37 protein-coding genes and 1 pseudogene are annotated in these 21441 nt (G+C 64.9%); 9 read left to right on the forward strand and 29 right to left on the reverse strand.

The genetic code is table 11. The annotated features are described in order from the left end of the window. Positions 1-138: 138 nt before the first annotated feature. The 3 genes from BCL67_RS08810 to terL are packed head-to-tail and all read right to left on the reverse strand — an operon-like array spanning position 139 to position 4283. Complete coding sequence (locus BCL67_RS08810) at positions 139-1176, reverse strand: phage minor head protein (RefSeq protein WP_106123078.1); 1038 nt, start codon at positions 1174-1176, stop codon at positions 139-141. Between the two features lie 23 nt (positions 1177-1199). Further along, positions 1200-2756, reverse strand: coding sequence for a hypothetical protein (locus BCL67_RS08815; protein WP_106123079.1), 1557 nt, complete (start codon positions 2754-2756; stop codon positions 1200-1202). A gap of 15 nt (positions 2757-2771) precedes the next feature. After that, positions 2772-4283: a phage terminase large subunit gene (gene terL, locus BCL67_RS08820; protein ID WP_106123080.1), complete on the reverse strand. Its 1512-nt coding sequence runs from the start codon at positions 4281-4283 to the stop codon at positions 2772-2774. Positions 4284-4345: 62 nt separating this feature from the next. On the opposite strand from terL, the gene BCL67_RS08825 reads away from it, so the two are divergent. Then, positions 4346-4741 (forward strand): hypothetical protein, encoded by a 396-nt coding sequence (locus tag BCL67_RS08825; RefSeq protein WP_106123081.1) that lies wholly within the window; start codon positions 4346-4348, stop codon positions 4739-4741. A gap of 194 nt (positions 4742-4935) precedes the next feature. Here the strand turns inward: BCL67_RS08825 and BCL67_RS08830 are convergent, their stop codons facing one another. The 4 genes and pseudogenes from BCL67_RS08830 to BCL67_RS15980 all read right to left on the reverse strand — a co-directional run. Continuing rightward, positions 4936-5562, reverse strand: coding sequence for a DUF7341 domain-containing protein (locus BCL67_RS08830; protein ID WP_106123082.1), 627 nt, complete (start codon positions 5560-5562; stop codon positions 4936-4938). A 77-nt stretch (positions 5563-5639) separates the two neighbouring features. Then, entirely contained in the window at positions 5640-6506 is an 867-nt protein-coding gene (locus BCL67_RS08835) for a polysaccharide pyruvyl transferase family protein (protein ID WP_106123083.1), read from the reverse strand. Continuing rightward, positions 6506-7015, reverse strand: a complete 510-nt coding sequence (locus BCL67_RS08840) for a hypothetical protein (protein ID WP_106123084.1) — start codon at positions 7013-7015, stop codon at positions 6506-6508. Before BCL67_RS08840 ends, BCL67_RS08835 begins: the two co-directional genes overlap by 1 nt. Before the next feature lie 42 nt (positions 7016-7057). Beyond that, a pseudogene (locus BCL67_RS15980) lies at positions 7058-7153 on the reverse strand (HGGxSTG domain-containing protein); the annotation flags it as partial. Between the two features lie 123 nt (positions 7154-7276). Between BCL67_RS15980 and BCL67_RS08845 the strand changes: the two are divergent. Further along, entirely contained in the window at positions 7277-7642 is a 366-nt protein-coding gene (locus BCL67_RS08845; protein ID WP_146131120.1) for a hypothetical protein, read from the forward strand. A 100-nt stretch (positions 7643-7742) separates the two neighbouring features. On the opposite strand, the gene BCL67_RS08850 is transcribed toward BCL67_RS08845, so the two are convergent. The 17 genes from BCL67_RS08850 to BCL67_RS15805 all read right to left on the reverse strand — a co-directional run bounded on the left by BCL67_RS08850 (position 7743) and on the right by BCL67_RS15805 (position 15407). Further along, entirely contained in the window at positions 7743-8120 is a 378-nt protein-coding gene (locus BCL67_RS08850) for a hypothetical protein (RefSeq protein WP_106123086.1), read from the reverse strand. A gap of 76 nt (positions 8121-8196) precedes the next feature. Continuing rightward, on the reverse strand, positions 8197-8562 hold the full coding sequence (locus BCL67_RS08855; RefSeq protein WP_106123087.1) for a VRR-NUC domain-containing protein: 366 nt from the start codon (positions 8560-8562) through the stop codon (positions 8197-8199). Beyond that, positions 8562-8858, reverse strand: coding sequence for a hypothetical protein (locus BCL67_RS08860; RefSeq protein ID WP_106123088.1), 297 nt, complete (start codon positions 8856-8858; stop codon positions 8562-8564). The genes BCL67_RS08855 and BCL67_RS08860 overlap by 1 nt, the downstream gene beginning before the upstream one ends. Positions 8859-9022: 164 nt before the next feature. Beyond that, positions 9023-9445 carry a hypothetical protein gene (locus BCL67_RS08865; RefSeq protein ID WP_106123089.1) on the reverse strand — a complete coding sequence of 141 codons (423 nt, stop codon included), beginning with the start codon at positions 9443-9445 and terminating at the stop codon, positions 9023-9025. Then, the gene (locus tag BCL67_RS08870) at positions 9442-10344 is read right to left on the reverse strand and encodes a hypothetical protein (RefSeq protein WP_106123090.1); all 903 of its coding nucleotides are present in this window, start codon (positions 10342-10344) and stop codon (positions 9442-9444) included. Before BCL67_RS08870 ends, BCL67_RS08865 begins: the two co-directional genes overlap by 4 nt. Further along, positions 10319-10576 carry a hypothetical protein gene (locus BCL67_RS08875; protein ID WP_106123091.1) on the reverse strand — a complete coding sequence of 86 codons (258 nt, stop codon included), beginning with the start codon at positions 10574-10576 and terminating at the stop codon, positions 10319-10321. Before BCL67_RS08875 ends, BCL67_RS08870 begins: the two co-directional genes overlap by 26 nt. After that, on the reverse strand, positions 10573-10863 hold the full coding sequence (locus BCL67_RS08880) for a hypothetical protein (protein WP_106123092.1): 291 nt from the start codon (positions 10861-10863) through the stop codon (positions 10573-10575). Before BCL67_RS08880 ends, BCL67_RS08875 begins: the two co-directional genes overlap by 4 nt. 9 nt (positions 10864-10872) lie before the next feature. After that, positions 10873-11343, reverse strand: coding sequence for a hypothetical protein (locus tag BCL67_RS08885; protein WP_106123093.1), 471 nt, complete (start codon positions 11341-11343; stop codon positions 10873-10875). A 422-nt stretch (positions 11344-11765) separates the two neighbouring features. Further along, positions 11766-11939, reverse strand: a complete 174-nt coding sequence (locus tag BCL67_RS15460) for a hypothetical protein (RefSeq protein WP_181255952.1) — start codon at positions 11937-11939, stop codon at positions 11766-11768. Continuing rightward, a complete protein-coding gene (gene ssb, locus BCL67_RS08890) occupies positions 11939-12436 on the reverse strand; it encodes a single-stranded DNA-binding protein (RefSeq protein WP_106123094.1) in 498 nt (165 codons plus the stop codon). Before ssb ends, BCL67_RS15460 begins: the two co-directional genes overlap by 1 nt. A gap of 62 nt (positions 12437-12498) precedes the next feature. Further along, positions 12499-12642 (reverse strand): hypothetical protein, encoded by a 144-nt coding sequence (locus BCL67_RS15465; protein ID WP_181255953.1) that lies wholly within the window; start codon positions 12640-12642, stop codon positions 12499-12501. Next, complete coding sequence (locus tag BCL67_RS08895) at positions 12639-12971, reverse strand: hypothetical protein (protein WP_106123095.1); 333 nt, start codon at positions 12969-12971, stop codon at positions 12639-12641. Before BCL67_RS08895 ends, BCL67_RS15465 begins: the two co-directional genes overlap by 4 nt. After that, a complete protein-coding gene (locus BCL67_RS08900) occupies positions 12968-13549 on the reverse strand; it encodes a hypothetical protein (protein ID WP_106123096.1) in 582 nt (193 codons plus the stop codon). The genes BCL67_RS08895 and BCL67_RS08900 overlap by 4 nt, the downstream gene beginning before the upstream one ends. Next, a complete protein-coding gene (gene bet / locus BCL67_RS08905) occupies positions 13546-14463 on the reverse strand; it encodes a phage recombination protein Bet (protein WP_106123097.1) in 918 nt (305 codons plus the stop codon). The genes BCL67_RS08900 and bet overlap by 4 nt, the downstream gene beginning before the upstream one ends. A 208-nt stretch (positions 14464-14671) precedes the next feature. Next, positions 14672-15142, reverse strand: a complete 471-nt coding sequence (locus tag BCL67_RS08910; RefSeq protein WP_106123098.1) for a hypothetical protein — start codon at positions 15140-15142, stop codon at positions 14672-14674. Beyond that, the gene (locus BCL67_RS15470; RefSeq protein ID WP_181255954.1) at positions 15139-15276 is read right to left on the reverse strand and encodes a hypothetical protein; all 138 of its coding nucleotides are present in this window, start codon (positions 15274-15276) and stop codon (positions 15139-15141) included. The genes BCL67_RS08910 and BCL67_RS15470 overlap by 4 nt, the downstream gene beginning before the upstream one ends. Continuing rightward, positions 15273-15407: a hypothetical protein gene (locus BCL67_RS15805; protein WP_258174913.1), complete on the reverse strand. Its 135-nt coding sequence runs from the start codon at positions 15405-15407 to the stop codon at positions 15273-15275. The genes BCL67_RS15470 and BCL67_RS15805 overlap by 4 nt, the downstream gene beginning before the upstream one ends. A 211-nt stretch (positions 15408-15618) precedes the next feature. Here BCL67_RS15805 and BCL67_RS08915 point away from each other — a divergent pair, with 211 nt between their 5' ends. Next, on the forward strand, positions 15619-16089 hold the full coding sequence (locus tag BCL67_RS08915) for a hypothetical protein (protein WP_106123099.1): 471 nt from the start codon (positions 15619-15621) through the stop codon (positions 16087-16089). A gap of 49 nt (positions 16090-16138) precedes the next feature. On the opposite strand, the gene BCL67_RS08920 is transcribed toward BCL67_RS08915, so the two are convergent. The 4 genes from BCL67_RS08920 to BCL67_RS08935 all read right to left on the reverse strand — a co-directional run bounded on the left by BCL67_RS08920 (position 16139) and on the right by BCL67_RS08935 (position 17346). Further along, complete coding sequence (locus BCL67_RS08920) at positions 16139-16393, reverse strand: hypothetical protein (RefSeq protein ID WP_106123100.1); 255 nt, start codon at positions 16391-16393, stop codon at positions 16139-16141. Positions 16394-16481: 88 nt separating this feature from the next. Then, positions 16482-16736 carry a helix-turn-helix domain-containing protein gene (locus BCL67_RS08925; RefSeq protein WP_106123101.1) on the reverse strand — a complete coding sequence of 85 codons (255 nt, stop codon included), beginning with the start codon at positions 16734-16736 and terminating at the stop codon, positions 16482-16484. Then, on the reverse strand, positions 16733-17017 hold the full coding sequence (locus tag BCL67_RS08930) for a hypothetical protein (RefSeq protein ID WP_106123102.1): 285 nt from the start codon (positions 17015-17017) through the stop codon (positions 16733-16735). The genes BCL67_RS08925 and BCL67_RS08930 overlap by 4 nt, the downstream gene beginning before the upstream one ends. Further along, complete coding sequence (locus tag BCL67_RS08935; protein ID WP_106123103.1) at positions 17014-17346, reverse strand: hypothetical protein; 333 nt, start codon at positions 17344-17346, stop codon at positions 17014-17016. Before BCL67_RS08935 ends, BCL67_RS08930 begins: the two co-directional genes overlap by 4 nt. Before the next feature lie 181 nt (positions 17347-17527). Here BCL67_RS08935 and BCL67_RS08940 point away from each other — a divergent pair, with 181 nt between their 5' ends. The 4 genes from BCL67_RS08940 (at position 17528) to BCL67_RS08955 (ending at position 19891) form a co-directional block, all read left to right on the forward strand. Continuing rightward, positions 17528-18103, forward strand: a complete 576-nt coding sequence (locus BCL67_RS08940) for a helix-turn-helix domain-containing protein (RefSeq protein ID WP_106123104.1) — start codon at positions 17528-17530, stop codon at positions 18101-18103. A gap of 92 nt (positions 18104-18195) precedes the next feature. After that, entirely contained in the window at positions 18196-19035 is an 840-nt protein-coding gene (locus tag BCL67_RS08945) for a hypothetical protein (RefSeq protein WP_106123105.1), read from the forward strand. Further along, complete coding sequence (locus BCL67_RS08950; RefSeq protein ID WP_146131121.1) at positions 18989-19483, forward strand: hypothetical protein; 495 nt, start codon at positions 18989-18991, stop codon at positions 19481-19483. The genes BCL67_RS08945 and BCL67_RS08950 overlap by 47 nt, the downstream gene beginning before the upstream one ends. 42 nt (positions 19484-19525) lie before the next feature. Beyond that, on the forward strand, positions 19526-19891 hold the full coding sequence (locus BCL67_RS08955) for an ImmA/IrrE family metallo-endopeptidase (protein WP_106123107.1): 366 nt from the start codon (positions 19526-19528) through the stop codon (positions 19889-19891). Positions 19892-20097: 206 nt separating this feature from the next. On the opposite strand, the gene BCL67_RS08960 is transcribed toward BCL67_RS08955, so the two are convergent. Further along, positions 20098-20316: a hypothetical protein gene (locus BCL67_RS08960; RefSeq protein WP_106123108.1), complete on the reverse strand. Its 219-nt coding sequence runs from the start codon at positions 20314-20316 to the stop codon at positions 20098-20100. Positions 20317-20558: 242 nt separating this feature from the next. Between BCL67_RS08960 and BCL67_RS08965 the strand changes: the two genes are divergently transcribed. Next, on the forward strand, positions 20559-20915 hold the full coding sequence (locus tag BCL67_RS08965) for an MmcQ/YjbR family DNA-binding protein (RefSeq protein WP_258174914.1): 357 nt from the start codon (positions 20559-20561) through the stop codon (positions 20913-20915). Between the two features lie 48 nt (positions 20916-20963). Beyond that, a complete protein-coding gene (locus tag BCL67_RS08970; RefSeq protein ID WP_106123110.1) occupies positions 20964-21323 on the forward strand; it encodes a hypothetical protein in 360 nt (119 codons plus the stop codon). The last annotated feature ends 118 nt before the right edge of the window (positions 21324-21441 follow it).

The raw sequence follows: 21441 nt of genomic DNA on the forward strand, positions 1-21441 counted from the left end.
CCTGGTCGATGACTCGTCCGGGTGGTGCACTGAGTGCGGTGGCGAGAAGAAGCTCCAGGGCATTGAGCTCACCCGGCAGGGCTCGTCGATCTGGACCGAGTGCAAGGAGTGCGGCACCCTCTTTCACCGGCCCCCGCGTCAGCGGCCCGAGAGCTCCCGGAGCGGCGTCTCGTAGTAGGCGGCACGCCAGTCGTCGTTCTCCCGCCGGACCGACAGGTCGTCCCAGCCGATGGAGCCCTGTTGCCACAGCTCGTAGCGGCCTGGGCCGAGCATCTGCCGCTGGGTGTCTTCGGTGAGCCCGTCGAACCAGCCGGTGAGGTTGGTGTCGATGTCGGGTGGCTCGTCAGCGTCGATGCCAAGCTCAGACCATGGACGTAGCTTGTCGATGAACGCGCACCGGCCTTGCGGGTGGTCTTCGGGGCCGACGGTGTCGACGGGGAACTCGGTGCCGGACATCGCCACACAGGACATGCAGGTCCTTGCGTCTGGTGTCGCCATCCATACTCGGGCTGCGATGAGGTCGGTGTTCTCTGCGACGGTGGCGGCGTGCGCGGCACGGTGTGCGTCGATCTGCTCGGTGCGGGCAATGCGTGAGGCACGGGCGAGCCCGCCGTTGAACGCTCCCTCGGTGTCCCGGACGATGCGACGGGCGGTCGTGCGCGGGTTGGCCCCATCGATGATCCCCTTGGTGAGGTTCCGCTTCATCGCCGCTTCCATGTCCGCAGACAGTGGGGCGGTGGCCGTGTGGATCTGGCTGGTGGTGCGAGCGACGATGGCGGCCAGTGCGGTGTCACTGACTCCCCCGAACCGGATAACCGCTGAGGCCTGCCCGGCGGGAAGCTGCGAGCGGAGCCCGTCGAGCACCACCGGGGGCGCGCCTGCGACGATGGACTCGATGTCCTGGATGATCCGCTGGTCGGCGTACTCTGCCAGCTCATCCAGCCGCTCCCGGGTGGTCTGCATCGCCTGGGTGACCCGCTCCGCCTGATCCAACTGGGCCGGGGTGGCGCCGGCCGGGTACTGGGTGACGAGGTCCTGGACCAGCTGGTCATACTGGGGCTCGAGTTCGTCCCACAGGTTCACCCACGCGGTGGCGATCGCGATGACTGCGGCGTCGGAGAGTTCCACGATCTCGGCCCGGCGGGCCATGGCGATTCGGCGGGTCTCGTCTGTCACAGCCACCTGCGACCACCACCCCTCTACAGAATGTCGGCAGGGTTGCCGCCTGCACGCAGAGCGTCAGCGGCTCTCTGCCCAGCGGCGTCGGCCACCACGGTCTGCGGCGGGACGAAGTTCCCTTGGTCATCGGTCACGGATGCGATGACCTCGTCCACGTCCCTGAGCCCAATAGCTCGCAGGAGCTTCTCCAAGATCACCAGCGGCGGCACCAGGCCGACGCTGTCGGCCTCCACGAGGGCCTTCACCAGCACCTCGACGGGGGTGTCATCCAGTGGCGGGAAGTCCACAGTCAGGGTGCCTTCCCCTGCCTCACGGAACACGGGGCGCAGCGTGTCCTGGGTCCGGTTGACCCGGCCACGACGACGCAGCACACCCCGTGGGGCGAGCATCGCCTGCAGGATCACGTATTCAAGGATCTGTCGGCGGGTTTCACGCCACACTTCCTGGCGGGCTTCCATCACCAGCCGGGTGGGCAGGTTCAGGGTCTCAGCGGTGGCCCTGGCGCCCGTCTGGCCCGGGTCGGACAGCAGGGTGGTGACGGGAAGCCCGAAACCGGCAGCGATCATGGTCGCCAACGGTCTGCCTGACTCGGAGTCGATGGTCGCGCCGGTCTTCGGGACCGCCTGCAGGGTGGTCTCCCCCGACATGACGGCTGTGGACCCTGCGGGCATGTCACCCATCCGTGCAGCTTCGGCCCGCGCCTGCCGGGAGTGCCCCGGCTTCCCTTTGGAGGTCTGCATCCAGGCGATCTTCGACAGGGACTTGACCAGTTTGGCCCAGTCGTTGAGGAAGTCGGAGTAGGCGCGTGCCCAGGGGATGGCGGAGAACACGTCTGCGGTGCCCCACTGCTGGCCTTTGAGCTGGTTGACGGCCACATGGTAGACCGGCACGTCCCACTGGACGGGTGCGGTCTCAGAGGCTGAGAGCCGGATCCGCTTGTGCTTGGTGACCGGGGAGTAGCGCAGCGCCGGGTAGGCGGCCTTACGGTTGAAGTACTTGCCCGAGGCGGGGTCACGCTCAGCCCACACTCGCAGGTAGTACTGGACGGTGGCCTTGTCGCCGGGGGCGGTGATGATCTCGGCGATCTCATCCATGGGGATGTCCCGGATGGTGACCGCGCCGGTGAGCCGGTCGGTGGGCAGGGCGAAGAACAGGTTTCCGTCGGTGCCGAGGGCGATCTGGTTGCGGCTGTTGGCCTGGGCGCCGGCGAACACGTCCCGCACCACCGGGTCGTCCAGGAAGTCTTGGACCAGCGCGTTGACCGCGTCACCCTTGGCGACGGTCCCGACACCCTGCCCGAAGCAGTAGGCGGCGGACAGGTGGAGGCCGCGGCGGACCAGCGGGTTCGCGATCGCCATTACCCGGTGCTGCTCGGCGTGCCGGATGATGCCCTCGCGGGTCATGTCCTGCTTGCCCTGCGAGGTGAGGAGCTGCCAGCCGGCGTCCTCCCGGGAGAGTTCGAGCTGGGCCATGTTCTCCTGGAGGGTTTCCAACTTCCACAGTGCGGTCTCGAGCTCCCCGGTGAGGTCGCGGGTCCGGTCCTGTTCGGTGACCAGGGCGTCGAGTGGGTGCGGCATGGTCACCTCCAGGGTCTACCAGTAGCTGATGGGTGGTTCGTCGTACTCGTCAGGTTCGATGATCTCGCCGAGCCGGTCGTCCTCCAGGTTGTCCTGCAGCAGCGCCTTAATGGCTTGGGAGAGGGCGTCGACGGTGTCGTCGTGGCCGCTGTTGGGGAAGTTCAGCGCCTCTTCCAGCAGATCCGCAGCGCCCGGGAGCAGCTGGGATTCTGGGATGACGACGTTGCCTGACATCACGTAGGGGGCGATGGCGTTGGCGCGGGCGTACTTGGACCCTTGTGGCTCCACCGGGATGATCCCCGGGACTTCCTTCTGCAGGGCGTTGATGATCGCCGGCCCGTTGGCTTTGTCCTCGATGAGGATGGCGTAGGCCTGCGGGTACCGGTGGTGCATGTCCTTGATGGCCTGTTGGGTGGCGGTGAAGTTCATTCGCGCCCGCACCTGGTCGATCAGGTATGCGGTCCGCCCGATGCGCAGCCACACTTGGCCGACGACGTAATCCGAGCCCTTGGTGTCCTTGAAGGTGAGGTCCCAGGACTGGATGAGCTCGTGGTCTGCCCTCTCCCCTACCCCGGGGAGGTGGCGGGACCCGTTGGGCTTCTCGGTCCACATGGGCTCGGAGTATCGGGCCCAGTCGTCGGTGCGGGGGAACACGCCGCCCTCGTCGGGCGACGGGTGACCCTGGTAGAGCGCGGCCCAGGTTCGGGCGCTGGTGTTGCGTTCGCGCTGCTCCCACTGGGCCTGTGACCTGCCGGAGGGGATCCGGAGGTATTCGCCGGGCTGGCGTCCGAGCGGGTCTGTCTCGCCGCGCTCGGGCCGGTGGTCGGCCTTGGCAGGCAGGTTGGTGAACGACCACTCGTCGGGGTGCTCTGAGAGGAGCCGGCCTGCGAGGTCCATCTGGTGCCACCGGGTCTGGATGACCACGACGGGGGCGCCAGGTGAGAGGCGGGTCTGGGCCGTGGTCTGCCACCAGTCCCAGAGTCGTTCCTGGTAGGTATCCGAGGCGGCCTGTTCGGCGTCCTTGACCGGGTCGTCGATAATCATGAGGTCGACGGGGCGACCGGTGAGGGCACCACCGACGCCGACGGAGTAGACCCCGCCGTCATACCCGGAGAGCAGCCATTCGGACTGTGAGCTCACGTCGTCACGTACACGCAGGTTGCCGAGCTGGTCGGCGTTCTGCCGGATGTCGTCACGGATGGTGCGGCCCCACCGGCGGGCGACTCCCATCTCGTAGGAGGCGATGGCGATCCTGCAGTTGGGGTTCTGGGTGAGGGCCCATAGTGCGAACCGGCGTGCGGCCAACTGGCTCTTGCCGGACTGGGGCGGGACGGAGAGCACCATGCGGGAATCAGGGGTGCTGTAGGCCTCGACAAGCCGGTCGTTGATGTAGTCGATGGCAGGCACCCGGCGGTGCTTGGGGTCGAGGGCGTCGGCCATGTCAGCGGGCGAGTCCCACTTCTGTGTGGGCGGCTCGAAGTGGGTCGCGACGCGGTCGAAGAGTGTGGCGAGGTCGTAGGTGGCCATAGCGACCCCCTCCTGCCGATGTAGGCTCCAGGGACACTCACGCCTAGCCATCGGAGGATTTGATGCCTGTTGCCCGGTCCACCCAGCAGAACACCGTCTCCTTGGGCTTCGCCCTTGGACTGGCCGATCTTGAAAGAAATGAGCTGCCTTGGGACAAGGTGAGCTTCGAGCTCGTATTCGAACGGGTCTGGCGCGGGTGGGAGTACAAGCACGTTTTTCCCGCGATGAACGGTCCCGGCGCAAAGGATCCGTTCTACGTTGTCACTCAGTACACGGAGCGGAAGCATTCGCCCTACGGGCCACTCTTTTGGGAAGGCACCCAGGTGTACGCGCACCAGGAACTGGACAACCGCGACCCTACGTGGGAGGAATTTGCAGACGACCTCGTGGACGAGGTTCCTGGTCGAGCCTGGATGGACTTGGTGCGGTCCGTAGTCGACGATCTCGACGCTGGATGATCTCTGATCGAATAGCTCGAGGTGACGGTCGGTCCCCGACGCTGGCGGCGCAAGTAGCCAGCGTCGGGGTTCCGGACCTGAGAGGAGCACGTCCCATGAGCGGTGGGCGCACAAAAAAGCCCGAACCAGCGTGGTTCAGGCTCCTGATATTTCCGACACCTGTGGTGTGGTGCTTTCAGCGTATCACGGTCGAATTACACCGGTGTAGTTTCCCGTGCTGGTGCGTCGATGGCGTTGAGTAGCCAGACGAGGTCTTCGCCGTGCCATGCGGCTTCACAGGCGGCGCAGGTGGCTTCGCAGTCGGCGGGGTTGCGGAGGGTTCCGTCGTCGTTGTGGGTGCCGGCGGTGAGGCAGTGGACCCGTTCGCCGTCGCTGTTGAGGGTCCAGAGTTCTCCGCAGGCGGGGCAGGGCTGTTTGAGGGTGCGGCGTTTGGGTGGTGGGTCGAACATGGTCTCGATGCGGTCGATGATGTCCATGGTGATGTGCTCGAGGTGAGCGATCCACGCGGTGTCGCCTTCACTCTTCCAGCGGGTGAGGAGTGCGCCGAGGTGGCCGCGGGCGTGGCCGTAGCGGTCGAGGGTGACTTGGCGGACCTCGGTGTCGAGCTGCTTCCAGAGGTCGATGGCGCGGGTGTTGATCGGGATGGGCATGTCGTTGTGGTCTTGGCCGCCGCCGCGGCTGCTCTTGGTGGCGTTGGCAAGCTGATCGAGTAGGGCCGGCTGGTAGATGTCGTTGCCGTCGCGATTCTTGGCGAGGGTGCCGTCTGGTCGGATGAGCTTGTGTGGTTCGGTGAGGCGGTAGATGTTGACGGTGAGGCTCATGGGCGTAGCTCCTGAATGTCGGGGGGCATGAGAAAACCCCCGGTGTTGGCCGGGTGCTCTGGGGCGGGGACTGACGTCTAGTGCTTCCATCGGTCGTAGGGGAACGCATCTAGAAGGGGCTGGGGGTCGTAGTCAGGGAGCGGTTCGCCACCCCACTTGAGCGCCGTCTTCTTATCTGGGGCGGGTGTGAATTTCTCTCGACCGGTGCCGCGGTAGTAGTCCTCGTACTTGTGGAGGGTCTCCGTCGCGGGCTGGACGAGTCGGGCCGGTATGCCAAGGCTTTCCGCCACGATGATGCCGTGGAGTGATGATCCGACGATGAGTTCGCTGGCCGCGATCTGGCCGATAACTTTCCACAGGTCGTGCCGTGGGTCAACGGTGCGCGGAGAGAGCCGTCCGGTTACTTCGTGGAAGTCGTGAAAGTTCGGGAGGACTCGGTAGTCGCTGCGGCGGTGACCAGTGGCAAGTTGGTCCCGTTCCCAGAGGTGACCAACCAGGAGGCCCGGGTCGCCGTAGATCGGTGGGGCGTCGACGCCACGACTTTGGAGGAAGGCGCGGGTGACGGGCCCGCGGACCGCACGTACGTCGAGTGTCTTGAACTTGTGGCGCTTGTCCGCGATCTTGCCGTTGCGGCCGGTGCCCCAGACTGTGTCCCCGGTCTTGCAGAAGTGGAGGATCGAACCCACGGTGATGACGCGTCCCGACGTTTGGTTGTTGTCGGGCTCTATGTCAGCTCGACGCAGAAGCTCTCTCGCGATGACTGGTCCCAGGAGGTCCCCGAAGTTGTTGAGCGGACGCTTCGGTGCGTAACGCTCGCCGATCCGTCCTTTGAAAGCGGGGCGTTCTGGGTTCCAATGGACGAGCTCGGGCGGCATTTGCATGTTCTCCTCGTGGGTTGGCACGGCTTCTACCTTACGGACGAGGGATGGGCTGAGGGCACGCACTACTGTCCCTCCTTCACCGGCAGCGACCTCAGCACTGCGGGCACCACGGTCGGCACCAGCCGGGCCTGATCCTGCGACAGCCCAAGCTGGTCCAGGATCCGGGTGATCGCCTGCGCCAGGTGCAGGGCGTGGGCCTCCTGCAGATCGATCTGGCGGCGCTCCACACCGGCCCGGAGTGCGGCGGTGGAGTACTTGGCGAGCTGGTCCTCAGCCTCGCGTAGCAACTTCCACCAGATGTTCGGACCCACCTCGCGGGTCTCAACGTCCACCGGGCCCATAGGCCCAGTGCCCTCATCACGTTTGGTCAGTCCCCAGACCAGCGACTCTCCGTCGGTGGCCCGGTCCTCGCCGGACGTGACGGTGCCCTGCTCGTCTACCTCCTGGACCTTGATGCGCAGCCACTGCACCTCAGCCCACTTCTGCGTCACCAAACCCAACAGGGCCTCAGCAGGGTCCACATTCTCGTTGGGCACCTCCCCCAGGGCGCGCATCGCTTTCTGCATCTGCACACGCTCCTTCGCCTTCGCTAATGACCTTGGGGACGCTCCACCGTGCAACCGACAGCGGGTCGCCCCTCTCATTGGCGACACCCTGCACGGCGTCCCGTCCTTCTTCTTCGCCCCACACAGGGGCCGGTCTTCGCTCATAGGGTGCGTCTCCTTAGTCGATGATTCATAGGGTTATTCGGGATCTCTGGGGCGACACTGGTCTTGCGGCTACGGTGTTAATCGGCAGTACGTTCTGGAAACTGGCGATTGGAGTGCACGATCATGGACGCAAGCACAGTGGTGGGCGAGTTCAAGGCTTTCTTTACTGAGCGGGCGAGCACTGGTTCGGGGGTGACTATTGCTCAGGCTGTCTCGGACGTTCGTTTGGATGGAGGCGTGCTGACTGTTGTTTTCGATGCGCGGAAAGCTGGGGTGTCGGAGAGCGCGATGATCTCTACTTCCGCGTTTAAGAATTTCGCTGAGTTTGCTGGGGTTCCGGTGTCTTCCACTGATGATCAGGGTCAGCGTCTGCGACTTTGGGTCGAGAGGATCGACACGCAGCTGGTGTCTGGGGAGTCCATGGGCTCCGCTTCTGTGGCCGAGATCTTTGAGAAGAGTCAGTTGCGGCCCCTGGAGCCCGGTGAGTAATAGCGCGCTGACCCCTATCGGCCTCCATCCGAGATAGTGGCGGCTGCGGTGAGGATGGCCCACATGGGACGCAAATCAACGTCGTGAATGCGGTGGCCGGTCATGGCTGGGGCTCCCAGCGCAGCATCCCGGCTGGTGGGTGGAAGTAGCCGTCGCGCAGGGTCCCACATAGTGCGCGTAGGTCGGCCCGCTTGATGTATGACCAGGGCACGTCCCCGCCATCGGGTTCGGTTGGGTCGATGACGCCTTCGCGGATCTGGATCTCGGTGTCGTGCCATCCGAGGTACGGCGGTTCGAAGCCGAGGGCTGACGTCCCGTGCTCGTCTGCTCGGTCGAATCGCGCAGGGTCGGCCTCGTCGGAATGGAGGCTCTTCGTCAACTCCTCACGGGAACCGAATTGGGTCACGGAATCGGCCACGGTCGAGTAGCGGACGTAGAAGTCCTCGTCGGGCTTGGGCTTGATGATGAATCCGGGCATCGTGCTTTCCTTGGGCATAGGAATGGCCCCTGTGCGTGTGCACGGGGCCTGGGTGGGTAGTTTGTGTGTCGGCGGGCTACGGGGCGGTGAGGGGCACGCTGGGCGCTTCCCTGATGAACCTCTGTAAGGGTCCGGTGTCCCAGTCGTGGGGGCGGATGATCCCGGTGAAGCAGGCGGCGGGGTGTGTGCGGGCTTCGAACCTCTCCAGTGCGTCGGCCCATTGCTGCTGCTTGTCGTTGACTGGGGTGCGTGGCCCTTTGAGCTCTACGGCGATGAACAGGCCCCGCGGGTGGACGGCGACGATGTCGGGCAGTCCGGCCCGGTTTCGGCGGCTGTCGGTGTCGTGAAACCAGTGCCAACCGCAGGCGGTGAGCAGCCCACACACGGCGGTCTGCAGGTCACCCTCGGTCATGTGCCGGGCGCGATACTCGGCGGCCCTCATCACTTTTCTCCTCGCACTTGCAGGGCGCGGCGCTTGAGGTAAGCGCGGACGCTCATCGCCCAGGGGTGGCGGTCGCCGCGTCGGTAGGATTCGGCGGCAGCTTCGGGCTCCATGGAGCGTGCTGTGCGAATCTGGGCGGCAACCTCGGCGTCACGGGCGAGGAAGCCAGCGACGAGTGCTTCACGCCTAAGGATCATCGCGTTGAAGTCTGCTGGCCCAATGCCAGGCAGGTCAGGCCAGCGCTGGTGCGCCAGCGCCTCGGCGCGCTCGCGGGGCGTGGCTGGTTCGGTGGTCATGGGACCTCTCTTCGTGTCGTGAATAGGGCATCCATCGGTGATCGTGATGTCTCCGCGCCACTCTCGGCGTTTCCTGGGGTCTGGTGTGAAGAAACCTGGGTCGACGGTGCAAGTGCAACCGCATACGCACGGGCTCATGGGTGCCTCTCTCGGGTGGGGGTTGGTCATCGGTTGGGGTATTCGTCGGGGTTGCGGTCGAGGAGCTTCCCGGCCGCTTGGAACTTGAGCAGGATCCGGCGGGGCATCTTCCGCTTGTCGATCTTCGCCGGGGGTAGCTGGTGGGCTGCTATGCGCTCCTCGTACTCGATCCGCTCTTTGATGAGGTGGCCGAGTGTCCCGATGCCCAGCGGTGGCCGGTCGGGGTTCTTGGCGTCGTACTTGCGGTAGTACCCGTGTGCCGCGGTGAGTGCTTCCCCGAATGTGGACGGGGCGAGCACGTCGTGCCACAGGGTGACGTTGGACGGGGTGACCTGGATGCGGGCGTCGGCGGACTGGTTGAGGTGGGCGATGAGCGCAGACACCAGGGGGCGCACCATGGGCTCGTCGTCCCGGATGCTGCGGATGTCGATTGGTGCTGGTTCGCTCATCGGGTGATCTCTTTCTGTCGTTGCTGCTCCTGCCATTGGGCGAGCTCGTCTGCGACCAGGGTGGCGCCCTGTGCGTATCGACGCTCGGCGGCTGACCGGAACTGCTGCGGTGGGCCGGTTGGTCGTTGTGGCTCTTGTGCCTTGAGGCGCAGCTGGTCGTACTTCTCGCGGAGTTTTGGTAGGGACAGGATGTTGGTCTTCCAGAATCCGTCCTGCTGGCACCAGTCGATGACCCGGTGGATCTCTGCCTCTGGCCGCTTGTCCCGGTCGAGGAGGAGCCGTGCCGCGTCGAGCCATGCTTTCGGTGGGGTGTCTGGTGTCTTGTTCTCGTTTTCGGTGAGTCGCTGGTGGAGGTGGTCGTAGATGCCTTTGATGTCCTCGCGAGCGTTGGGGTCTGGTCTCTCCGGGTCCGGTGTCGCGGCAGCGACTTCGGACGAAGAAGTACCTGCTCCCCTGCTCCCCTGCTCCCCTGCTCCAGGACCGAGGATCTCCGTTGGCTCTACGGAGGATCTATGTAGAGTCTCCGGAATGGTGACCCCTTGTGCGTCTGACCTGGGGTAACGCGCTTTTCCTGGGTTCTGGATGCGCTGGTGAGAGTCCCAGTTGGCGACCTGCAGGAAGTCCCGGTCCTTGCCGTTGTATGGACCCCTATATCGGTGGATAAGCCCATCCATATAGAGCCTCTGTAGACCCATATTGACCCTCCGTAGGGTCTCCGTAGGATCTATGGAGAGGTCATGTGCGAACAGATCAGCCGCGATGAGTGACGCCTGATCCCGACCGACGCCGTTGTCGTCCACGTAGGACCAGATGCCGATGAAGAGCAGACGGTCGTCGCGTGGGAGCTGGGCGATGTCGTCGGACCGCCAGAACTCAGGTTTGATGCTCCTGATCCTCATGCGCGGCCTCCTCTCTCGTGTCGTGGATGATGGTGCAGATGTCGGCGTCGTCGAGTCCCCGGTGGCGGGCGAGCTTGATCATCACGGAGAGCTCACGGTCGCGGGTGCCGCATGGGTCGTCCCACTGGTGGATGGCGGCCCTCCGGACGGCGTCGGCGGCGAGTGCCCGGTTGACCATGGCCTGCTGCTCGGCTGGTGGGAGCAGGGTGTCGAGCTGATGCTTCGTGGTCATGGCTGCCTCTCTTGGACTTGGAACCCTGCGCCTTCGAGGACGACGCGTGCGTAGCCGCGGTGGCTGGCCTGACTGGCCGGTGTCCATTGGTCGTAGTAGTCGTGGCCGCCACCGATGGCGCGTGCGAGTCCCCGGTAGGCGTCTTCGAACCGGACGGGGCCGATCACCGTGGGGAGCTCGCCGCCGTCGGGGTTGATCCCCTTGAGCTGGTCCTTCGCTTCCTGGAGCTGCAGCACCGCCGTGTTGATGCCGGCTCGGCACCGGTGGATCTTGTCGTAGTCGGTCATGGGGTCCTCTCAGAACAGGGCTGGCTGCAGCACGATCGCTCGGGTGTCGTCGTTGTCGGCAGCGTGCGCAGTGCGTGCGGCGTGGTCCTGCCACCAGTCGCGCCAGGCGGGCGTCGCCTGCGTGAGCATCCCGGAGGTGACGCCGTGAAGCCCAGGCGGGTCGTCGCTCCCCCAGATCGGGTAGGAGTACAAGGCGTGGTGGTGGCAGACCAAATAGAAGGTGTGCGCGATCGGGCAGCGTTTGCCGGGGCAGTGGTGGGTGGCGTACCTCGTGACCGGTTGGGTACAGAGGACGCCGATCTGCAGCACTTGCACGTGGTATTCGTCCTGCGGCCAGTCTGCGGCGGGCCCACTGTTGGTGAGCGCGCCCCATTGGCAGGGCGCCGGCCGACCGTCTGCGGGTGGTGGCGGCAGGGCGTCGCTCAGAGGCTCCGACCACTGGTAGCCGTCGTGGGTGTACATGCCGGGAATCGTGTTCATGGGACCTTCTCTTGGGTATAGGAAAGGGCCCCAGCGCGGCCAGGGCCCTCAGAATGTTGTAACCTAGGTCACACAACCCTCCCCCTGAGGGTTGTGCAGGCCCGCTTGGTGAGTTGCCCCAAGCGGGCTTTTCGTACCCTCGAAGGGACCCCGCGGACGCTGGGCCCGTTCAGTGCGCCTCCTCCGGCCAGTGGTCCTGGACGCTGTGCCGGAGGGCGGCCTTCCGCGCTGTCATTTGAGCCCTGGCTAGCGACTCGGAATGGCAGGGGCACTGGTGGCGCAGCGCGCAGATTGGCGGGATGGACTTGCAGCGCGCACAGCAGCGCGTGTCTTCGATATGTGGGATGTACGGCATGGGTTCCTCTGGGTACGGAGAGGCCCACCCCCTCGGCGCAAGGGAGGGGGTGGGCCGGTCTTAGGTGTCAGGGCCGGGCGCGTTGGGCCTGGCTGGTGAGGTGCCAGTTGCGACAGGTGGGGCACCGGTAGACCGACTGCTCGGCCTTCCCGGTGCCCCGCCGTTTCTGGACCTCGATGAGCGCGATCATGGCGCGCAGCTCGGTGAAGTAGGTGCGCTTACGGCACCTGCGCCGGGACATCAGAAAGGCGTTTCTTCGCCCCAGGTTCCACCCGACGCGGAGTTGTTGAATCCGATACCGCCCATGTCCTGCCCGCCCCATGGGTCCTGTGCCGGCTGTTCTGCCTGCGCGAAGCCGTTGCTCTGCGCCCGCTGTCCACCGGACGCCTTGCCAGCCCGGGCCACCTGCGCGGTCTGCCAGCGCAACGACGGGCCAATCACGATGGCTTCCATCTCCAGGCTGGTCCGGCGCTGTCCGTCCTTCTCCCAGGACTTCGACTTGACGGTGCCGTAGACCATCACCGACGTTCCCTTGCGAAGGGATTCGGCAGCGTTGACTGCCTGGTCGCGCCAGATGGCGACCCGGTAGAACGTGGGCTCTCCGTCGCCCCACTGGCCGTTGACCTTCTCTCGGCTGTTCACGGCCACGTTGATGTTCAGGACTGGCACATCTCCGGCGTATCGGATCTGGTCCGGATCCGCGGTGAGGTTGCCCTCGATGAGTGTCTGGTGAGTCATGGTTCCCTTTCATGGCATGAAGAAGGCCAGCCCGTGTGGACTGGCCTGATGGTGTGGCGGGTTCAGCGGGTGCGGATGGCGTGCAGGTGGTTGAGGTAGCGGCTGGTGTCCTCGGCGGGTCCGGTGCGGAGGATGGCGAGACCGACCCCGAGCCACACGCTGTCGAGGGTGATCCGCGCCTCCTCGGCTGGTGGGAGGGTGATCATGTGTCCTCCCCTGCGCGCCGGAATCCGAGAGCCCGCATCGCGGCATCACAGGCATCACTCAGGCCAGCGCCGAAGTCGCCGTACTTGCCGTTCATCTCCCGGTAGATCGCGTCCCAGACTTTCTGATGTTGGGCTCCCCACTGATCGTCGGTGAGGGTGAACGCAGCGGTGGCGAGCTCTTCGATCATGTCGCCGTCGTCGGCAACGGTTTGGAAGTCGTCGGCGCTCATGGTGTTGTAGCTCCACGCCTCCCAGACTCGGGTGCAGACCAGCAGCTCTTGGCCGTTCGCGACCTCAGCTATGCGTGCCTTGGCATCCTCGATACTCATGCGCTGACCCCCGTCCAGGTGAGCGCCGGCAACGTCGTCCCGGTGTTCAGTCCGGCCAGTTCCCCGTCCCGCCATGCGTCCAGCAGGCGGGCCCGGGAGTCATCCCCGGAGGAATACTTCACACTGAACGATGACGGGTCCGCGGTAGTGGTGAACAGCGCCGGAACCGCCTCGCCCTCCTCGGTGTAGTGGTGCCCCTCGACCACCTTGGTGTGCCGGATCAGGTACGGCACCGCATCGGCCTTGAGCGCCTGGTGTGCGGGGATCACCTGCTCGGGGATCTCTTCCACCAGCTCCGGGTGCCGCCGGGCCACCCAGGCGAGGAGCTCGTCGGCCTCGGCCTGCTTCACCTTCGCCAACGGCTTCGGCTGGGTCAGGGTCAGGGTGGCGATCGCTTCCCCGTCGGGCAGGTTGATGGAGAGCTGCTTGATGCCGTCCTCCCGGAACCGGACCAGCAGGTCGTCCATGATGGTGTGGCGCTCGTCCTTCACCTCGGTGGCGATGAAGTCAGCCACGGTCTTCCGGAGCAAAAAACTCAACCGGTCGTCGCGGGTCAGGTGCTTGTCGTTGGTGCTCATGCGTTGCTCTCCTCGTTGATCGGCAGGGTCTCGTCCTGCGTGGTCTCGTCCACAATCTCGCCCTCGTGGACCTCGGATGCGGCGGCGTCGGCCTTGGCCTGCAGCTCCTGGCCACGCTGCGCGATCTTCGCCAGACGCGGATCCTGCGGGTTGTTCGACTTCAACCAGTTGTGGATCCGCCGGAGCCGCTCGAGGCTGTCCCACGCGTCCTTGATCCCCTGGTCGACCGCGTCTGACCCCGGCTGGGTGGCGGGTTCCTCGGGGCTGGGTGCACTCTCGGCGGCGAGATGCGGACCCCGGACAGTCGCCGGAGCGGGTGCGGAGGCCGGTTCGGGTGCCCCGGCTTGATCCATCTCGTCCGCGGTGTACAGACCGGAGAGGTCCTGCGGGAACGCCTTGCGCAGGGCCAGCGCCTCGGCGCACTTCGCGAGCTGCCCGGCGGGCCGGGACGCCCACATGGCATTCAGGCCACCGTCGCGCTTCCGGGCCGCGTACTCATCGAAGAGCGCGATCGCGGGGAACCGCTGGCCGTTGCGCAGGACCGTGGCCTTCGCCGCGACGGGAGGGGTGCTCCCGACCCAAACGTCACGCCAGACGCCGTCCTCGCCGCACCAGAGGTTGTCCTCGTAGCCGAGGGTCTCTGAGGTGCCGCGCACCGCCCGGGTGGCGATGAGCCGGAAGCCGTCGATGCCGGTCTGGATGGTCTGCTTGCCCTGGCGTTCGATCATGTAGATCTGGCGGGCAAACGGGTCGAGGCCGGTGCGCTTGCACTGGTGGAAGAAGATCTCCACGTCGGCCCGGTTGGCGCGTTGCACGCCGAGGTGCTGCAACGCGGATGCCTGGTCGGGTGTCCAGGTGGTCTGGTCGTCTCGGATGGTCAGCGCGGTGGCGCCGGCCCTTTGCATGTCGTTCATGGTGTCCTTCTCTCGGGTGGGGGTTATGCGTGGGTGGGGTGGGGTCGGTCGAGGATGAGGCCGGGGCCGCCGATTGCTGAGGCGATGAAGATGCCGAGCATTGCGGCGCCGTAGTGGCCGGTGAACAGGAGCGCGACACCGACCAGAAGCGCAGGTGCCCACAAAAAAAGCCGCCTACGTTGAGCGGCTACAGGTGCGGATGGTGGTCTCATGCGACTTTCACCTCCTCGATGAGTTCTCCGTCGACCAAGTGGTCGGCGCCCTCGCAGTGGAATGCACAGTGGTCGGTGACCTCGTGTGCCTCGTACCAGTCGTTGGCGGCCTGGTCCTGGTGCTTGGCGCAGAACTCGGTGTGGAGCATGGCCGGTACCCGGCACTGGTCGTCCGCGGCTGGGAAGTAGTGGCAATCGTTCTGCGGCGCCTGGCAGGTGGCGGCGAGCTCGCGGAGCCGGACTGCTTCCCGGTGGTCGGAGATCTCGGCCGCAGCCTGCTTCATGGCGTTGACTGCGGTCTGCATGTCGTTCAGTGCGGCCTCGAAGTCGGTGAAGCCGTCCTCCTGGCCGAGCGCGATCAGGCCGGCGATCCGGCAGACGTTCAGGTCCGTTATGCCGCGGCTCAACATACGGTGCACCTGCTGGATCTGCGGCAGGCTCATCTCGCGGGGGTTCTCGGTGCTCACGATGCGTTCTCCTTCTGTGCGTCTTGCCAGCCACGTGTGTAGCCGAGGGTGGCGGCGTATGCCTCCCGTTCCTTGATGCCCTTCGCGGCGAGCTCGGCGGCGTAGGTCTGGGCGGCCTGGTCGAGGTTGGTCATGAGGTCTGCTCCTCTGCGTCGAATCCCCAAGTGCGGCCGCAACCGTCGCAGCGCTCGTCGGCGCTCCAGCGGGTCACGCGGTCGCATTCTCGGCAGTAGTCCTGATCTTCTGCCAGCTGCTCGTCGCTCATGGCGTGTCCTTCGGTCGTGGGTGTGGGAGTCGTGCGGCGATGCTGTCCTGCCGGTCCCGCTCACGTGCCAGCCGGGCCAGGATGACCAGGAGGCCAGCGCAGAGGGCGAGCCAGACGAGCAGGGCTAGGGTGATATAGACGGGAATCATGGGGTGGCCTCTCCGCGAGGAATAGGTGGAGCTCGGGCGAATGCGCCCGATAAGCTCGTGCTGTGGAATGGGTCAATGTGACAATCGCTCTCGCTTCGCTCGGCTTCGCGGCGTTCTCCTGGTGGATGGCCGACGGAGCAAAGAAGGCACGCGACCAGGCACAGGAGGATCGCCGGCGCGTCGAACGGCAAGTGCAGGCCGTGGAAGAGATCGCGGCCTCGCTCGCTCGACCGCCGCTAAGCGCGCATCATCTCGGCGACCGGGATAGGACGATCGTGGTCCGCAATACCAGCTCGCAGGAGATCACATTGAAAGAGCTCCTAAACGAGAGCGACTTCCACATGTTTGGGTCAATGACCCGCGATCGGGAGGGCGTGTGGCCGGTGACGATCCCAGTCGGGTCTCTTCACCGCTTCTACGCCTTGATGAACCATGGCTACGCCATGCCTGACCACTTCGAATTCCGAGTGGAAGGCAGTGATTCCCCGATCTTTGTTGGCCTCGAGCCGGCGGCGGAGCCCAAGAAGCGATGAGGTCACATGTCGCATCTGCGAGTCGGTAGCTCGCCGTAGACGCCTCGAGTCACGCGGTCAGCGCCCTGGGTGCTTGGCCGCACCGCTGGCATGGCGTCGTGCCGAGCAGGTGGTGCAGTGCCTCGCAGGGGACGGGGTCGGAGTGCATGACCAGGCGTTCCTTCTCGAGGTCCGTCATGCGGCTTATCCGGCGGACACATTCCCTGCCGACCCGCTTCTGCTGGGAGCGGCTGATCATGATGCCCATGCTGTGCGCGGTGCCGAGTGCGGCTTTCTCGAATCCGGTCCGGGTGATGGTGGACATAGTGGTGCCCTTTCCTGTCTGCGCTCTCGGCGGACCAAGAGACGGGGTGCTGCGTGGGGTGTGGGGTGATGGCCGAGTGGCTGGGGCGCTACGGGGCGGCGAGCAGCTCAAGGATCCTGCGCCGGTCATATGGCACGGCAACTGCGCGGCGGGTCTTGAAAGCCTCGATGCTGTCCTCGTAGATGAGGATCTTGCCGGTGCGCCCATCGGTGAGCTTGAAAGCCTCAAGCTCACCCTTGTGGATCAGCCGATACACGGTGGAGGTGGAGACCGGCTTGTGCTCGCTGGCGAGCATCTGGGCCGCGTCCTTCACCTCGACGGCGTTGCGGGTTCGGCGGCTCATGGTGTGGCTGCTTTCCAGACGCGGATGACGCCGCCGCGTCGTGACTTGGTGTGGGACAAGGTGTAACCCTCTTGGGTGATGGAGCCTCGGTTGCAGGCGGCTCGGAATGCGGACCCGATCCAGTTGCAGTGCTCGGGCTTCCCGACCATGCCGCGAAGGTCCTCGGCGGTGAACGTCTGGCCGGTGCGGTGGTAGCGGACGACTAGGGCGTCGATGGCGGTGTGGGCGTCGTGCATCCAGTCCCGCTTGGGGTCCAGGGTGATTGCCCTGGGGGTGCTCATCGCACACTAGCACCTACCTCTCGTTGGACATTGGAGTTAGTGACCAAAAAAAGACCTTCGACGGGGATGCCGAAGACTTCGCAGATGGCCTGTGCGGTGTCCGGGTGGACCGTGCTCCGGTACCCGCTGCGCAGGTTCCCGATGGTGGACTTCTTGCACCCCTCGGGTGCGGTCGGGTTCAGGCGCAGCCGCTTCTTGTAGGACCGACGCAGACGGAAGTCCACCTCGTCGGCCAGTGGACGGACCGACCAGTAGCCGCGCCGCATGTAGCTCTTGAGCAGCTCGGGGTTTTCGAGCTTCGCTTCTTCCCGTAGTGCTGAGATCACCATGTCGCCTCCTTTCGTGTTGGCTCTAATTGGAGCTTAGACCCGTTGGACGCTGGTGTCCACACCGGAGAGAGATTCTTTTCGCGCCACCATGCGGATGCGGAAAATTACACGCCTGGTATTTGTGGACACGGTGGACACCGATAGGGTAGACGCGCCCAACAATGTGTAGGAGATTAGCCCCATGGACAACAGCTACCCCGCCGAGATTGAGCGGCTGATGGAGCAGAAGGGCTACGTGAAGCAGCGTGGCGCCGGAGTCTCTGTCAACGCTCTCGCCGCGGCCTCTGGAATCCATGTGGATACCGTAAAAAGCATCATTCAGGGTGGCAGGGCGTCCCGACCTAAAACCGTGGACGCAGTCGCCAGCGCGCTGGGGGTCACCAGCTCCCAGCTGCTCGAGTATGCCGGCAACCCTGGCGGTGAAGTCTACGTCGGCCCCGAAGCGACCCGGCGCATGTCGGATCGGGAACGGGCCGCGCTGACTGAATTTCTCCTAGCAACATTGGAACGCGACAGGAAAGAAGGTGGGGAGCATGGGCAAGGTTCCGCCCCCATTACCCAGGCCGTCCGATCGACGGACGGCGAAGTCACATACGAGATTCACGGAGATGAGCTCAAGGCTCGCCGCGACAGGCCGCACCGACCGCGCCGTGCGGGCCACGACCCCGAGTGGGACGAGATGTACGGCGAGAAAATCGCCGCACTTGAGGAAGATCCGAACCTCGACCGGGATCAGCTGCCCGAGGATGGCCCGTGATTAGGCCTAGGCCCAAAGGTGGGTTTAGTCGCACGTGCAGCGTCTACGAACTCGCTTATCGCATCAAAAGGAAGTCGGTTCCCCCGAGCAGCGTGATCTCCGATGCACAGCTCAAACGCTTCGGTGCACTCCCCCACGAAGAGCGGTTCCACCGCGGAGTTATGTACGACTCGCTTCAGGTGGGCGGTATTTGGCTACTGGCCATGTACTCCCCAATTGACACGCGCTTCCTGAGTTACATGTCCTCTACCGGCGAGGTGCGTGATGTCTCTTCCGACGACGTGCCTCTTGCGTATCCCACCGCGGTCTTGTTCTTGCGCGGAGGATCACGAGTGGCAATTCTCAAGGGTCACCGATCGGCGCCGGGACCGGACGACCTTCACGCATTCCTCGAGCGGTGGATGGAACCTGCTACCCCTGACAGTAAGTGGATCGTGAACCAACTCCTGAGGACAGACCAGCTTCGGAGAATCAGAGAGGCAAAAGCGGTTACCGAAGTGACCGTCACCGCCGCTGCTGACGACGACCTTCTGTCCGAGCATCACCGGGACACGAATCCACTCATGTCAGACATCGCCCGTACAGTCAGGGGCGAGAAGTTCCCTCACGGGGCAGTAACTGTCGGGGTTAAGCTAGATGCTAAGTACTCCCCGGATGAGTCGGAGGCTCTACGAAAAACCGCCGAGCAAGAACTGTCCCGGGGAACTATCCGGCCAGAGGGGGGCTCGGTAACGTTGATTGGGTCCGACGGCCGCGAAGAGTTGATGCGCATCGTTCGTGACCACATGACGATCAAAGTGGCCGTTGCAGGCCGAGACCCGGATCAAGTGTCTTTCACGAATCTCGCCGAAGGCATGGTTAGTGCAGTAGAGGAGATCGAAAGTCGTGTGGAAGCAGCTGGTCGATTGGATGTCGAACCACCCGCTGATTGACTTCGGCGTGGCGGCCATGGCTGTCGTTGGGTGGCTAGCCATCGGTGGCCCATGCCTTCAGGCGGACGTTGCGGCTCCCGCACTTACCGGTCTTGCGTCACTCGCGGGCATATCTTTCGCGCTGGTTTCCGTGGTCTTGGCCTTCATTCATCGGCCAGGCGGCGAATACGTGAAGTCTGTGATGGCCAAATACGGACGAGTCCTGCACCGGGCCACCTTGGCTCCTATGTTCGCCTTACTGATCGCGGCACTGGCCCCGACCTTTGCCGCGGCAATATACCCGGCCTACCCCGCCCTGGCTACCGGCAGCGGCGTGCTCTCGGGCGCACTGACCACGGTTACACTTCTTCGCTTACTCTGGATTCTCCACGTGGTTATGGGAATGCACGATCGAGGCGCTGCGGAAGACGAGCGCGAAGTAGCGGCGCCGCCAAACGCCAAGTTTTAGACCTAAGTCCATGTCAGTGCCAGGCCCTAGTCTCTGGCAGGTATGGATCTCATCGACTACGCCACCGCCCTGGGTGCCAAAGTAGTGCAGAGGCCCCCGGCAGAAGGCCGATGGGGTGAATGGTGCCAACGCACCCGAGAGATCCGCCTCCACCCTGAGCTGGGCGCGCTGCAGCGGGACTATACGCTGGCCCACGAGATTGGCCACGCCTACCATCAGCACACCGGGTGCGGTCCCCGAGACGAGTGGGAGGCCGATGTCTGGGCGGCGACCGTGCTGATACGCCGGAGGGACTGGAAGCGTGCCGTCCAGATCCACGAGACAGTGGGCGCCGTTGCCATGGAAATCGGCGTGTTACCGAAGCTGGTCAAGGTATACGCTCAGCACCTCAGACACGCCGAGCAATGAATCGCACCTCAGGTGCGATCATGTGCCGAAGCTGGCGAATTAGGGCATAACTGGCGAAGCGATGCGCCGGGTGTGGACGCCCCTACTTCCCTGTCATAGCAGGGATGCACGGGCATTCGGCAGAGTTCAAAGTCATTGGTTCAAGCCCCGTCGCTCACCCCATGGAACGGTCCTGGTCATTCGACCAGGGCCGTTTTTCGTTGACCTCAGGCGGCGTGCTCTTTGGTTCGGTGCTCCTCGACCATGGTCTCCACGGCTTCGAGTGCGGCCCTGCCGGCGCGCGCGGCAGTGATCATGTCTTCGAATGCGGCGTGAGACCTGCCCAGATCACGCTCCTCCTCCGCGGCGAGCGCTTCCAGCCAGTGTCGGTTCACGTCCATCAGCGCGAAGTGGGCCTGTTCCTCCAGCTCGATCCGGGTCTTCATGTCCTCGCGTCCCCTCACTCGGTGATTGCAAGTTGTCTACGGGTTACGACGCGAGAGCAGGTTTCGTTCAACGTGTGGCCGGTTTTCCGCGGGCGCGCTGGTCGGCGCCGGGACTGGAGGTCCGAATGATGCGCGAATGGCATGCACCCCGACGGACTGGCGGGGCCTGGAACCAAGGTCCAGGCACCGGCTCAACCCTGGCGCAGCGAGACCGCGAATTTCTAGACTGGTCCCATGACTCCATGCGGGCCAGGGCTGCGATGACCACCGAGGACGACGTCCGGCGGTTGGCCCTGGGGCTGCCGGAGGTGACCGAGAGGCCAGCCTGGGGGTCCCCCGCGTTCTATGTGCGAGGCAAGATCTTCGCCCGGGTCCACGAGGCACCCGGGATCCTGGTCTGCTGGCGCAGCAGCCTCGAGGAGCGAGAGGTGCTGCTCGAGGCCGAGCCCGAGAAGTTCTTCACCACCGATCACTACCGCGACCACACCAGCGTGCTGGTGCGACTCGATCACGTCGAGGCCGATGAGCTCGCTGAGCTGCTGCTCGAAGCCTGGGAGTCCCGGGCTCCCAAGCGCCTCCGCGATCGTGGCGGCAGCTGACCGGCGTCGTCGTCCTGCGCCCCCGAGGCGGTGAGTAGGGTTGGGCCCATGGACCTTCTTTCTGCGAACACCCTCGCCACCGGGGCAATCATCATCCTGGCAGTGGCCGCCGTCGTGGCGGCCATCGCTCGAGGGCACGCCGGCAAGGACGCCCGGATCACCGCCTCGCATCAGCCGGGTGTCATCACGCTGACCAGCAGCATCGATGCGAAGGTCGTCGCCATCCTCAATGACCGCGACAGCCTCGCCGAGTCCCTGGCGCAAGAACCACCAGACCTGCCGATCACCCTGGTGGCCGGTGAACCATTCAGCATCAGCTACCGGGACGCCTCCGGCAGGCGCCCGCGGAGCATCCTGCTCCGCCTTCAGGACGGTGAGATCAAGCACGTGGACCTTCCCGCTGTCTGACTCGCGCTTCAGGCGGCCTGGTTCGCGAAGTCAGCCGGAGCAGCCGCTGAGCGCACTGCACCGTGAGTCCCCGGATTTCGGCTCTGCGCGCACCCCAGCGCGGGCACGATATTCTGAC

Origin of the sequence: Nesterenkonia sandarakina (assembly GCF_003003175.1) — a bacterium.
GTDB classification, from domain to species: domain Bacteria; phylum Actinomycetota; class Actinomycetes; order Actinomycetales; family Micrococcaceae; genus Nesterenkonia; species Nesterenkonia sandarakina_A.